This window comes from Acinetobacter sp. NIPH 284, assembly GCF_000369425.1.
Lineage (GTDB): Bacteria > Pseudomonadota > Gammaproteobacteria > Pseudomonadales > Moraxellaceae > Acinetobacter.
On sequence record NZ_KB850006.1, the window covers coordinates 36,144 to 49,374 of the forward strand.

Annotated in this window: 11 protein-coding genes and 1 pseudogene; 1 reads left to right on the forward strand and 11 read right to left on the reverse strand. The window is 41.6% G+C overall.

The window, feature by feature from the left end; genetic code table 11:
* Positions 1-33: 33 nt before the first annotated feature.
* The 4 genes and pseudogenes from F908_RS00520 to F908_RS00535 all read right to left on the reverse strand — a co-directional run.
* Positions 34-615 (reverse strand): annotated as a pseudogene (locus F908_RS00520) (recombinase family protein); the annotation flags it as partial.
* Positions 616-642: 27 nt separating this feature from the next.
* Positions 643-1,314, reverse strand: coding sequence for a BREX protein BrxB domain-containing protein (locus F908_RS16470; protein WP_005155727.1), 672 nt, complete (start codon positions 1,312-1,314; stop codon positions 643-645).
* A 16-nt stretch (positions 1,315-1,330) separates the two neighbouring features.
* Positions 1,331-1,942, reverse strand: a complete 612-nt coding sequence (locus F908_RS00530; protein ID WP_005155728.1) for a DUF1819 family protein — start codon at positions 1,940-1,942, stop codon at positions 1,331-1,333.
* 10 nt (positions 1,943-1,952) lie between these two features.
* Positions 1,953-2,819 (reverse strand): WYL domain-containing transcriptional regulator, encoded by an 867-nt coding sequence (locus F908_RS00535; protein ID WP_005155729.1) that lies wholly within the window; start codon positions 2,817-2,819, stop codon positions 1,953-1,955.
* Between the two features lie 207 nt (positions 2,820-3,026).
* On the opposite strand from F908_RS00535, the gene F908_RS00540 reads away from it, so the two are divergent.
* Entirely contained in the window at positions 3,027-3,356 is a 330-nt protein-coding gene (locus F908_RS00540) for a DUF4236 domain-containing protein (RefSeq protein WP_004726791.1), read from the forward strand.
* A gap of 277 nt (positions 3,357-3,633) precedes the next feature.
* On the opposite strand, the gene F908_RS00545 is transcribed toward F908_RS00540, so the two are convergent.
* The 7 genes from F908_RS00545 to F908_RS00580 all read right to left on the reverse strand — a co-directional run bounded on the left by F908_RS00545 (position 3,634) and on the right by F908_RS00580 (position 13,228).
* Positions 3,634-4,866: an ATP-binding protein gene (locus F908_RS00545; RefSeq protein WP_005155730.1), complete on the reverse strand. Its 1,233-nt coding sequence runs from the start codon at positions 4,864-4,866 to the stop codon at positions 3,634-3,636.
* 227 nt (positions 4,867-5,093) lie between these two features.
* Positions 5,094-6,169, reverse strand: a protein-coding gene (locus tag F908_RS00550) for an IS3 family transposase (protein ID WP_155756587.1) whose coding sequence is annotated in 2 segments (ribosomal slippage) — positions 5,094-5,917 and positions 5,917-6,169 — 1,077 coding nt in all. Because the reading frame shifts where the segments join, the coding sequence is not laid out codon by codon here.
* Positions 6,170-6,368: 199 nt separating this feature from the next.
* Complete coding sequence (locus F908_RS00560) at positions 6,369-7,715, reverse strand: ATP-binding protein (RefSeq protein WP_005155734.1); 1,347 nt, start codon at positions 7,713-7,715, stop codon at positions 6,369-6,371.
* Positions 7,715-8,377: a response regulator gene (locus tag F908_RS00565; protein WP_004827102.1), complete on the reverse strand. Its 663-nt coding sequence runs from the start codon at positions 8,375-8,377 to the stop codon at positions 7,715-7,717. The genes F908_RS00560 and F908_RS00565 overlap by 1 nt, the downstream gene beginning before the upstream one ends.
* Before the next feature lie 144 nt (positions 8,378-8,521).
* Entirely contained in the window at positions 8,522-9,829 is a 1,308-nt protein-coding gene (locus F908_RS00570) for a TolC family protein (RefSeq protein ID WP_005155736.1), read from the reverse strand.
* Positions 9,826-10,152 (reverse strand): DUF3240 family protein, encoded by a 327-nt coding sequence (locus tag F908_RS00575; RefSeq protein WP_004827107.1) that lies wholly within the window; start codon positions 10,150-10,152, stop codon positions 9,826-9,828. Before F908_RS00575 ends, F908_RS00570 begins: the two co-directional genes overlap by 4 nt.
* The gene (locus F908_RS00580; RefSeq protein WP_005155737.1) at positions 10,145-13,228 is read right to left on the reverse strand and encodes an efflux RND transporter permease subunit; all 3,084 of its coding nucleotides are present in this window, start codon (positions 13,226-13,228) and stop codon (positions 10,145-10,147) included. Before F908_RS00580 ends, F908_RS00575 begins: the two co-directional genes overlap by 8 nt.
* Positions 13,229-13,231 lie beyond the last annotated feature (3 nt).

Here is a 13,231-nt window from a genome sequence, read left to right on the forward strand (position 1 = left end):
GCCTGTTAGACGACGCTTACATACTAATTGCTGCTAAGGTGCTTTTGCTAGCAAATCCACTCCTGCCTTTTTAAGCTCCCCTTTCGCTGTCACATAGTGATATAGCGTACTGCTGGGAATATCGCCAAGCTCTTTGCAAATCGCTGGAATACTCTTGGTTTGATCAGCCATCAGATGCTGGGCATATTTAAGTTTCTCAGCCGTCATGATTCTAGGTCTCCCACCTTTACGTCCACGAGCACGAGCACGAGCACGAGCAGCAGCTATCCCCTCTTTCACTCGTTGACGAATGATATTACGTTCCATCTCCGCAAAAGCGGCTTGAATCTGCAAAAATGCCCGTCCTGCAGGGGTTGTGGTATCCATCGGTGAGTTAATGGCTTTAAAGCCAATGTCTTTTTCTGCCAGCTCATCAATGAGTTTAATCAGGTCACTGGCTAACCGCCCTAACCTATCCAAATCCAAAACAACTAGCACATCCCCTTTTCGCAAATAATTGAGACAATCATCCAGGCCTTTTCGTTGGGAGTTACTACCCGATGCTTTGTCTTCAAAAATTCGCTCACAGCCAATTTCTTTCAACGCATCAACTTGACGATCAAGGTGAACCGTACCGGGTTTGTCGGAGACTTTTTATTTAAGTTAGGCCACCTGACCTAACAGGTTAATCTTATCATAGTACATTGCTTCAAAATCAAAAGGGGATACATAACCCAGTGAACTGTGTACACGCTTTTTATTGAACCAATCTACCCAGTTGAGTGTCGCCAGTTGTACATCCGCTAAACCTTGCCAATCTGCTTTTAAATATTCAATCACCTCTGTTTTGTATAAGCCATTCACCGTTTCAGCCAAAGCATTATCGTATGAATCACCAGTCGTACCGACTGATGCTCGTAAATTTGCTGCTTCTACCCCAGTCATCAACACAATATCTTGTGCATTGGTGGCATATTTACTCACCAGATAGGGCGCGAACTTATCCATATGCAGTGGGCCCTTTAAGGCTTTGAGCAGCGCTTCATCGCCTTTGGCTTTTTGCATTTGAATGGCTTTATCGATGAAGTTACGCTCATCCAGATAATCCACCACGGCTTGCAGCAGGTTGATATTCACCACCTTCAGCTGACTGTGTTTTTTCTCCAGCATCCCGTCTAGAAAATGCAGATATTCGCGCACTTTCAACTCATCTTCAGGTGCATAATCAAAAATCCAGAAGCCAATTTCATTGCCCAATCCTTGTCCAGTGAGAAACTCAGTGGAAAGAATTCGCTCTGGAATCTGGTTCAGACGCTCATGTATTGTTTGACTCATTGCTGCCCCTCTACAACTACCGCGTCCATAGCGACACTTCCATAGATCTTTTAATGCGTTGTCTATAATGTTCTTCCAACAGGCTACGCAGCTCTGCTCTGACGATCACGCGCTGCAACTCCAGCTTACGGGTACTTTTTAAGTAACCGGCTTCTGCCAGCATGCGAAAGACCACCTGCCCCATTTTTTTCTTGCTGGACTCTTTCCAATCACAGATATCCGGATCTCGTTGTGAACGCTCCTCCAGAAAATCTGACCAGATATAACTGTCCAGGTATTGAGCCTGAGAGATATAGGCCTCTCTCATCACCGTTTCCATAAACTCAAGCAGCAACAGGTTGCGTTCCAGTGCCCCACAAAAAGCCACCTGGGTCGCCAGCTCATCATCCCCATCACGCAAAGCTTTCCAGAAATCAGGCTCCAAGCGCTCCAGACGCTTACGAATAGCGGTGGCATTGCGTTGAGCTGAAGCAGGTGTTCTTTTTTGCAGAATATTGTCAACCTGAATGGCCTGATGCCATATTTCTGGAGTCGCTTCTCGTAATAACAGATCCGCGATCAGCCGGCTTTCACGCACCATCAGGGAACCGCCAATCAGGTCACTGTCATAATGAAATTGTTCTAACATAGCCAATCTCCTATGAAGCTTGATCAAACAGGTAAGACGACAGCTTTTCGATATCTGAACGTTGTAACACTAAGGTATATTTCAAGGCATCTTCCGCCTCAGCCAGCGTGATCGCGACCTGATAGCGCTGCAAGGTATAGTGAGCCAGGGCTTTTTTCACCAGAATCTGTAATCTACCATCAGGCATGCCGAAGTCTTTTTCGACCAGCGCTTTTTGAGCTTCATTCAATTTTGGATTAGGGATCAGCGTCAGTACAATTTCTTCATGCCATTGCTGATCCTGAGCAGGGTCTACTGACTCAATCGCCACCACAACAGGTGTGCGATCAATTCTGGAGAGTAAAAAGTCCTTAAACTGCTTGCTCTGATGGCAATAGGCACGGACATGCCAGCGAAAACCGGTATACACCAGGGTATGTGGGGAAATCATGCGTTCATGCCACTGCGGATTTTGCATGGAGGCATAAATAATTTTGAGACAGCTTTGTGTTCGACAGGCACGCAACACTTCCCTGATGACTTCAGGACGCACACTGCGATCGGGTAACTGGACCGCTGATAGATTCGGTTCTGGTGTCGCAATCAGGGCATGTGATTCACTGACCAAGCCCGAGAGCATATTGAGATATTCATTGATATGCGCTGTAGTCAGTACAGGCTGGAAGCTGGCTTTAGGCACATAACCCTTGACTGAGGGATCATGAATCAAGGCATCGGGGTTATACAGCGTATTATAGCGCTTGATATCCGCAGAAGCCTGCTGTCGACTCAGTCCAAACCAACTCATCAAACGATTGGTAACCAAACGACCTTCCCAGTAAGCAAGCAGCTCGATCGCTCGCATTCGTAGCAGGACTTCATGCTTATCTGTCGTCATATACCAATCAGTCAAAAAATAGTAGTTTTAAGATTACCCTACAGCAAATATACAGTAAAGATTTTTGACGGTATTTAAAGATAGTATTGCAATCACCAGATAAAAAATATACTAATATCGTGATGATAGCCGTCAAAGTACGATCTCTAGCAGATCATGGATCCTGGTGTAGAGCGTAAATTGAGCTAAATTTAGAATGAGAGAAATATGGGTTTTAGATTTCGTAAAAGTATTAAATTATTCCCGGGTTTTAAAATTAATCTGACCCATAAAGGCATCAGCAGTGCCAGCATTGGCAAACCTGGTGCTTCTCTAAATATTGGGAAAAAAGGTACGCGAACCAGTGTCGGCATTCCAGGTACGGGACTATCTTACTCTAAACACCAACCTTACTCTAAAAAGACCCGTGTTCCACAACCGACATCGCTAGAACACACGGAATATAATCCTCAGAATTTAGAACAACCGAAGACAAAGATCTGGCCTTGGATTATTTTTGGAATATTGTGTTTTATTGTAGGTGCCGTCATTTTTTAGCAAGAACAGCATTGTATTTTGATCAAAAAAAATGCCCACATGGATGAATGGGCAAACTAAGGAATTAATATCCTTCAGAAACTCCAGCGCAATTCTCGCTACTTTCAGTAAGCGACTCTGGCTCAATCATGAGGGTCTGACTCAATCGAATCGAGGTAAATCGATCCATCACAATTGGAGCAGAAATTATGCTTGAATACATTCTTGGATGATGCTGAAAAGTCTTTGAGTTTTAATCTGCGTCAATAAATAAGAGTATTCATGTCTACCCTCAACTTTACTTATTTTCAGATAGCAACCATTCGAGAGCACTCATTTTTACAATACCATTATAATTTGCTTCAGCCCCTATCGTGTCTAAGGTAAGTAAATATTTGGGATACGAATCAGAAATTTTCTGTAATGGACGTAACTCTCGGCTGAGTGTCTCCTCATTGAGCGTTTCTAATGCCACTTGATAATAAGTTAAATTCTGTAAAGTATCGACAGCAACAAAATCAATTTCATATTCATCAACCCGCCCTACATAGACCGTATAACCTCGTCTGATAAGCTCAAGATAAATTACATTTTCTAAGATATGACCTTGATCAGCATTAGCATCAGGCAACATAATCCGGCGCAATCCGACATCAACTAAATAGTATTTTTCAGAGGATTGTAATAACTCACGCCCGCGTACTTTAAATTGTGCAGCACTATAAAATAACAAACTGTCCTGTAAGCCCTGAATATAGCGTTTTACTGTTTCAAATGAAATTTTAACCCCACTTGAAACAAAGGTATTTTTAATTTTATTGATGGAAATAGGTGAGCCTGTCACGCTTGCCAAATATCTTGCGACACGCTCGAGAGAGTTAATATCGGCAGTATTCAAACGGGGAATAACATCTTTAAACATTACACTGGCATAGACCGCTTGCAAGTAATCATAAGTTTCTTGCTGGCTAGTCATGGCAAGCGTATAAGGGAAACTACTGCGCGTATACATGGCATATAAATCACGATTGGATAATTGTTGGATGATCGGATTATTTTCAATATGCCACTGTTTAAATTCTTGGAATGACAAAGGTAGAACATGTTGCTCGATATAGCGTCCTGTAAGTAAAGTCGCAAGTTCTCCACTTAGAAAGAATGCGTTTGAGCCTGTAATATATAAATCGATATAATCCCGAACATATAAAGAGTCGACCACTTTCTCAAAATTGGTAACATGTTGTATTTCATCTAAAAAAACATAGTTTTTTTTACTTTTATCAACTTTGGACAATACATAATCATGTAGTTTACGGTAATCGGTGAGTTCTTCAAATTCCATAAATTCGAAGTTGATGGCAATGATGTTTTCGGCTTGTACACCCTGTGCTTTTAGGTCTTGTTGAAACATCGCCAATAAGGTGGATTTTCCAGAGCGACGTACACCTGAAAGTACTTTAATGACATCACGGTTTTGCCATGTATTCAGAAATTTTAAGTAACCATCACGTCGAATATTAGCGCTTCTCATTATTTACACTTAGAATCTAAATTTTTAATAAATTCTATCAAATTTTAGAACTCATATGTAAATACATTTAACTTTTAAAAAAGTTTAAAGGTTAAGTGAAACATTCAAAGCTGCTGTTGAAGCATGCGGATAGTAAATGAAACTAAGATGTTAACTAGAGTGGAACTCATTTTTGTGTTGCTGATGGTGGTAATCCTCCCATAAATAACCGAAGTTAAAAGTAGAGGTTAAGCAGCCATTAGAGGTGGCTTTCCTTTGTTAGCTTGATGTGGTCTTTCATGGTTGTAATGCCACAACCAGTTTGTTGCATAATCTTGTACTTCATCCAAAGTATCAAATAAATGCTTGCTCAGCCAACTATAACGTATGGTCCGATTATAGCGTTCAATATACGCATTCTGCTGTGGCTTACCCGGTTGAATATATTCAATACGAATACCGTGCTCAGTAGCCCAGCGCACAAATTCGTGACTGATAAATTCGGGACCATTATCGCATCGGATCACTAACGGTTTTTCTCTCCACTCCAGCAATTGATTCAACGTACGAATAACCCTGATTGTGGGCAATGAGAACCCTGCTTCAATGGCTAGGCCTTCGCGGCGGTAATCATCAATCACATTCAATAATCGAAACTTGCGACCATCGGAAAGCTGATCATGCATAAAATCTAATGACCAAACCTGATTTTCTCGGATTGGTTCTTTCAATGGTTCAGGCGCATGCCGTTTTAGTCTTCTTCTCGGTTTAATACGCAGATTCAGTGCCAACTCACAGTAAATGCGGTAAACCCGCTTGTGATTCCAGCAGCAACTCTCAACATGCCGTAAATACGAGAAGCACAAACCAAAGCCCCAGTCGGAATTCTCCTCAGTGAGTTCAATGAGCTGTTCAGCAATGAGTGCATTGTCATCGCTGAGATTGGCTTGATAGCGGTAGCAGGTTTCACTAATGCCAAATGCTTTACAAGCCAAACGAATACTAATGGCATGCTGGGCAACTGCCTGTTGTGCCATCTTACGCCGGCAAGATGGCTTTACCACTTTTTTGCCATTGCTTCCTGGATGATTTCGGCCTTTAATCGCTCTTCAGCATACATCTTTTTAAGTCTGGTATTTTCGGCTTCTAGCTCTTTCAGTCGAGCCATTAATGATGTATCCATACCACCATATTTGGCACGCCATTTATAAAAGGTAGCATTACTCATGCCGTATTCACGGCAAAGGGTCGCTACAGGTGTGCCAGATTCTGCCTGTTTCAAGATGGACATGATCTGACTGTCAGTAAATTTAGATGTTTTCATGCAGAATCTCCTGCTCGTATCTTAAGAGAAAATTCTACTTTTAGATCCTATTATTTTTAGGGGGATTACCAGATTAATCTATAAAGTTCAATAGCTTTATTTAAAAAAATCATTATCATAAATTCAAACATACTATCCATATTTTATTTATTCCCTCCACTATTATAATACAATCAATATTTCTTTATAAGAAAATCCATTATTTATTAAATTCTATTCTAATTAAAAAACCACCTATGGATGCTTGACTTACCTCTATTTTTCCATGATATAGATCGACCATTTGCTTTACGATCGACAGTCCCAAACCACTACCAATCACACTACTATTCTGGTTCGCACGATAAAATCTTTGCAAGATATATGGCATTTTCTCTTCTTCCACGCCAATCCCATTATCTTCAACCTGAAAAAATGTACGATTTTCAATACAGCCACAAGTTATCTTAATTATTGAAATGCCATTTTGACTGCGATATATAATTGCATTTTCTATAATATTACGTAATATAATTTCTAGATGTTCAGCTTTAGCAAGAATTGGAGCAGGCTTTAAATCTAATTGTATATCAATATTTTCTTTAACGATTTTAAAATCCATAAGTGTAAGTGTCTTTTGGATAATAATACACAAATCAACTGAAACTTCACTTCTTTCATCTAAATGTTCAATCCTAGCCAAAGTCAACAACTGAGTGATCATTCGAGAAGCTTTATCAATTCCAATCATAATGTCTTGTGCTGATTCTCTCGCCTCTTCTGTAGAACGAGCACTCAATAAAACTTGTGCATGCATACGGATAGCAGCCAAAGGAGTACGTAACTCGTGTGCTGCATTTGAAGTAAAACGTTTTTCACGTTGCATGCTTTCTGCTATTTCACTTAATAGTGTATTTAATGAATTCACCAATGGTTCTATTTCTTTGGGTACAATAGGGTTAATAGGTTTTAAATGTTCAATCGACTGTTTTTCTAGGTTTTGACTGATACTAAATACAGTGGCTAGATGACTACGTATGGTTCTTATAATCAACCAAGACAATAATGGAAGAAAAAATCCAGAAACCACTATCAAAAATAGCAACATATCACTCTGAATATCCTGACGAATCGTCCACACCTGAGCAATTTGCACCTGTATTGTGTGTGTGTTGTCCCAAATCGAATAGCTACGATACGTTTGATTGTGAATCTTAATCCAACCAAATTTGGCTTGCTGAACAAACGGGTGTGTGTCTACACCAACAGAACGATAGATTAAGTTTCCATTTTTATGCCAAATCTGGAATATAATTTGATTATAATGCTCGCCTTGAGCTTTCTCAATTACAGTATGGTCAGGGACTCGCCCTTCTAATGTACTTGATGTTGTTGAAAGTAAAGCATGGGCTGTTTCGGCTAATGATTTATCAAAAATATTATTAGCTGCGCGCTGCATCCCCCAATAGATACATCCCAAGCTACCCACCCAGACACTAGTTGTAATCGCCAGTAAAATTAATGATAAGCGCCGTGTCAGTGAATAACTTCGTATTAAATTAGGCATCAATAATTCTCATCCATGATATACCCAAAGCCTTGTACTGTTCGCACGATATTTTTTCCAAGTTTGCGGCGTAGGTTATGAATATATACCTGTATAACATTACTACTCACTTCCGCATCATAAGCATAGAATGAGTTTTCTATACTCTCTCGTGAAATAATTCGACCACGATTAAGAATAAGCAGTTCAAGTAAGTGAAATTCTTTTTGGGTTAATTCAACTTCAATCTCATTGATAAATACTTGTTTAGCTGATTGATTGACAGCAATATTGCCTATCTGAACCAAATCACTAACATGACCTGATATACGGCGTAACACTGCTTGAACCCTGGCGATAACTTCGTATAAATCATAAGGCTTAACTACAAAATCATCTGCACCTGCATCCAAACCTGCAATTCGTTCCTGAATTTGATCTTGGGCAGTCAAAATAATAACACCTACTTTATTCTTTTTACGGCGCAGTGACTTTAAAACTTCCAACCCATTCCTGTCTGGTAAACCTAAATCAAGCAGAATAAACTGATAATCATAACTCGCCAAAAAATGATAGGCTTGCTCTGCTGTGGTGGCTATATCGACCACAAAATTTGCATGATCTAAGCCCCGTGCAGTTGCCTTAGCCAGTAAGGCATCATCCTCAACTAACAATATTCTCACGTCTAAGCTACCCTCTCATTCTGCTACTTATAAGTCAGCCTATATTTATTTCTGTGCAAGCTGCAGGTACTCTGGCCCAAGCAAGACAAAATACCAACCGAATAATGATCATACAAGACATTGATATATCAGCACTCTACTATTTTACTCTGCCTGATGATCCTCATGTAGAGGCCATAACTGATGAGAATTTAGCAATAGTAAACTCAAGCTTTCTGCATAATCAATTTTGGCTTGATCAATTCGACCACGCGCATCAACCAATTGCTGTGAATGAAGTAATAGTTCATTTAAACTTAATTCACCAAGCTTATATGCTTTTTGCATCAATGCATGTTGTTGCTGTAACTGTGCCACATTCTGTTGAGCCTGCTCACTCCGTACTGATGCCGACTCCATCTGCGTGAACCAGTATTGAGTTTCCTGACGCAAACGGTTTTCTACTCGTCCAATCTCAAAATTAGCCTTTTGAGCTTCCGCCATTGCCATACCAGAAGCTATTCGTACTTGCCGACTGGCGAGTGGAATTGAAACGCTCACACTCATCAAATTTTCAACGCCAGACTGCTCACGACTATAGCCCACTCCTACCGTAGGATTAGGTATCCGATTAAGTTGCTCTCTTTTGACTAATGCATCTTGCTGTGCTGCCTGCGTTTTGGCCAACTCAAGCTCATGATTAGCAGACAAAACCTGCTGTATCCATTGAGTCTGTGTATATTCGAGTGGTTGAATTTTGATGACATCACTGCTCCAGTGCTCTGGAATTTTTCCCTGATAATCACGTGATAATAACTGCTGTGCTTGGTAGTAAGCAGTTTTAGCTTGCATATATTGTTCTTCGATTTGCCGAAATTCATTGCTGAGCAGCATCAGTTCTAGTCGTGAAGCATCTCCAGCACGGATACGCTGCTGGGTCATTTGCATATATTGCTGTATTCTTTCCTGCTGTTCCTCAATGCGCGTCAATTGCAAAGCACTGCGCATATAGGCAAACCACTGATTCAGCAAAGTTTTGGCAACTTCATGTTTGGCATCTTCATATTTTAATTCAGCAATAGTCATTCCTCGTTGCGCCAAATCCTGATCCAACTGGTATTTGCCAGGTAAACGAATCTGCTTTTCAACACCAAAGTTCGGCTCATAATTATTGGATTTGGTTTGACTATCTTGGACGTTACTGTTTCGAAGCTGCATACCCGCGCGCACGGTCCAAGGTTGGCCTAGTTTTAACCCTTGTCCTGAAAAATTGGCATAATCCTGATCAGAGATTGCCGACCGAACAGTTGGATGCTGTGACAAACTATGCTTAATCGCATCAAGCGGTGGCAAGATTTGATCTAATTCTGATTTCGCAGATACGACAGAAGTAATTATCATACAACAGCCTAGGCATAGTAAACGTGTGGCTTTACCCAGAAAATGTGGTTGAGTTTCAATCTCTCGTTTCATTCGTTCACGCCTCCTTGACTGGCATAGCCTGATGTTATCGTTGGTATTACCCAATAAAAACAGTCACTTGATTTAAATTTAATTTGAATATGAGCTAAAACTAGAGGTACATTTTCAAGAGGCAAAATCAACAGAATCAAATTACGCTCAGTTGCACCCTGAATTTTTTCTTGAATGTTGCGATAATGTTGGCGGCTACCGAAACCTTGTGCCGAGATACAGGTACATCCTGTCACAATCTCGGGAATGAGCCATAAATGGCTCATTAATTCTTCGGCAATATCACTGGAGATGTTGATAGAGAGTTGGCACATTTCAGACATGAGTATCTCGCACTAAACCAAATTGTTTGAACAAGTTAGGAAGTAAAATCAGCGTCAGTAAAGTGCATGAAATTAACCCACCAATCACCACGATCGCTAATGGACGCTGAATTTCAGCACCTGGCCCAGTGGTAAAGAGCAACGGAATTAAACCCAAAGCAGCGATACTTGCAGTCATCATTACGGGACGTAAACGTCTCATCGCCCCCTCGCGAACCACTTCTTCAATTGCAACGCCACGTGAAATGAGCTGGTTAAAATAACCAATCATCACCAAACCATTCAGTACGGCAATCCCCATTAAAGCAATAAATCCAACAGAAGCAGGCACCGATAAATATTCACCAGTGATGGCTAAGGCTACGACTCCCCCAATTAAAGCAAAGGGGATATTCACAAAAACCAGTACTGCCTGACGAACAGACCCTAAAGTTGTAAAGAGCAAGAAGAAAATCATGGTCAACGCTGCAGGGACAACCAGCATCAGACGCGCTGCTGCACGTTGTTGATTTTCAAACTGTCCACCCCATTTCAATGAATAGCCAGCCGGTAATTTAACTTTCTGGGCAACCTGCTGTTTTGCTTCCTCGACAAAACCAACCAGATCCCGGTCACGCACATTGGCACGGACAACGGACATTCTTGAAGCATTTTCCCGGTCAATTTTGACGACTCCTTCCGTCTTGACCATTTCTGCTAAAGAGGACAACGGTACAGCCGCTGAGTTTGCAACAGGTAAATTCATGTTCGCGAGGGCAAAACTGGATTGTCCCAGACGCGGATCACCTTTCATCATCAATGGAACTGGTCGCCCCTGTTCAATAATCGAACTAATCTGCTGTCCTTCGATGAGCATTTTGAGTTGTGCCTGTATGCTTTGGCTATCTAGCTGATTGCGGACAGCCATATCACGACGAATACGTAATTCCTGATATTGCACCCCAGAATTTTCCAAAGTCATGACGTCTTCGCTGCCTTTGATCCCTTGTAGAACAGTAGAGATTTGCTTAGATAGCTGATTAAGCTGGTCTAAATCGGTACCAAAAATTTTGACGGCCAAATCTCCACGTACACCCGATAACATTTCTGAAGTCCGCATCTCTATAGGCTGACTAAACGTGAGATTGACCCCAGGAACATCGGCCAATACATGGCGAATCTTAGCTAAAATCTGCTCCTTGCTTTGTCCGTGCCACTGATCTTGCGGTTTCAATATGATAAAGCTATCGGTTTCATTTAAGCCCATGGGATCCAAACCGAGTTCATCCGACCCAGTTCTTGCCACAATGCGAGACACTTCAGGAACTTGTTTTAAAATTCTTCTTTGAATGTCTAGATCAAGTGCAATTGAATTTTGTAGGCTGATCGAAGGCATTTTTTCCAGCTGTAATATGGTGTCACCTTCATCCATAGTTGGCATAAAAGATTTACCAATGAGTGGAAAGATGAGTGCAGCAACCACCAAAGCGCCTCCGGCCAAAGCATAAACACGTTTCGGATGGGCTAAACTTGCATTTAACACCTTGCTATATGCCTGTTCCAGCTTAGCAACAATATACGGCGTGTGATGTGCTTGAGATTTTAAAAAATAGGAACACAGCACCGGAATAATCGTTAATGAAAAAATCAGTGAGCTCGACAATGCAAAGACAATGGTCAGTGCCACTGGAGAGAAGAGTTTCCCTTCTAATCCTTGCAATGTCATTAACGGAATAAAGACCAGCATAATAATGATCATTCCTGCAGTCACAGGTACCGCCACCTCACAAACTGCACGATAAATGACGTTCAGCGGGGGTAAAAACGAACGGTGTTTGGACTCGTGTGCATCTGCCAGTTGCATTTCGATATTTTCAACCACCACAACCGCCGCATCGACCAGTAAACCAATGGCAATGGTTAAACCACCCAATGACATCAGGTTGGCACTTAATCCAAACTGACGCATCATTAAGAAAGTACTCAACGCAGATAAAGGTAAAATCGCGGCAACCACCAAAGCGGCTCTTAAATTGCCTAAAAACAACAGCAATAAAATCAGGACTAATACAATCGCCTCGACCAAGGTTTTACTCACGGTATGAATGGCACGATTCACCAGTTCACCACGGTCATAAAAAGGCTTGATCGTAACGCCCTGGGGTAAGTTTTTCTCAATGTCATGCAAATGTTCACGCACACTTTGCACAACCTGACGTGCATTGGCGCCTTTTAAGGTGAGGACAATCCCTTCAACAGCTTCACCCTGACCATTTTCGGTTACCGCTCCGTAACGGGTAAGGGCACCGGTATGAACATCGGCGACATCCTTCACTTGCACCAGCGTCCCCTGATGATTGGAAACAATAATCTCACCCAGCTCTTGTAAATTGGTGACACGACTATCGCTACGAATCAGTAATGATTCTCCATTTTCATTCAGACGCCCCGCACCGTCACTTGCATTATTTAATTCAATGGCTTGTTTTAACTGATCAAGAGAGAGACCTCTCGATGCCAGAGCATCCAGGTTGGGTGTCACTTCAAAGGTACGTGCCAAACCACCCAGGACATTGACATCCGCTACCCCTTCAATTTTTCTGAGCTGTGGACGGACGACCCGATCGAGCAAGGTTCGTTTTTCCATATCACTCATAGGACCATGTAAAGTGAACATAAAAGATTCACCTAATGGCGTCGTCATAGGCGCAATCCCGCCAGAGGCATTGCCAGGCAAAGCTGACATGACTCCAGTCAAACGCTCATTGACCTGTTGTCGGGCCCAATAAGGATCTGTCCCTTCTGCAAAATCCAGGGTAATGATTGCAATAGCATATTTAGATTGTGAACGTAGTACAGTTTGATGAGGGATTCCCAACATTTCCTGTTCTATCGGTACCACAATACGGCTTTCCACCTCTTCTGGCGTCATGCCAGGAGATTTCATCACAATTTGAACCTGTGTGCTTGATACATCGGGAAAGGCATCAATCGGCAATTTGGTAAATGCCAAATAACCCGCAACACTGATTGCCATACCCAATAACAGCATTAGGATTCGTTGACTCAGTGAAAATGCAATAATACGTTTTAACATGTG

Bases quoted from the DNA above. Each gene is read 5' to 3' on its own strand.
- F908_RS16470 (WP_005155727.1), bottom strand. From the start codon at position 1,314: ATGAGTCAAACAATACATGAGCGTCTGAACCAGATTCCAGAGCGAATT.
- F908_RS00560 (WP_005155734.1), bottom strand. From the start codon at position 7,715: ATGCCTAATTTAATACGAAGTTATTCACTGACACGGCGCTTATCATTA.
- F908_RS00580 (WP_005155737.1), bottom strand. From the start codon at position 13,228: ATGTTAAAACGTATTATTGCATTTTCACTGAGTCAACGAATCCTAATG.
- F908_RS00540 (WP_004726791.1), top strand. From the start codon at position 3,027: ATGGGTTTTAGATTTCGTAAAAGTATTAAATTATTCCCGGGTTTTAAA.
- F908_RS00530 (WP_005155728.1), bottom strand. From the start codon at position 1,942: ATGTTAGAACAATTTCATTATGACAGTGACCTGATTGGCGGTTCCCTG.
- F908_RS00535 (WP_005155729.1), bottom strand. From the start codon at position 2,819: ATGACGACAGATAAGCATGAAGTCCTGCTACGAATGCGAGCGATCGAG.
- F908_RS00545 (WP_005155730.1), bottom strand. From the start codon at position 4,866: ATGAGAAGCGCTAATATTCGACGTGATGGTTACTTAAAATTTCTGAAT.
- F908_RS00575 (WP_004827107.1), bottom strand. From the start codon at position 10,152: ATGTCTGAAATGTGCCAACTCTCTATCAACATCTCCAGTGATATTGCC.
- F908_RS00570 (WP_005155736.1), bottom strand. From the start codon at position 9,829: ATGAAACGAGAGATTGAAACTCAACCACATTTTCTGGGTAAAGCCACA.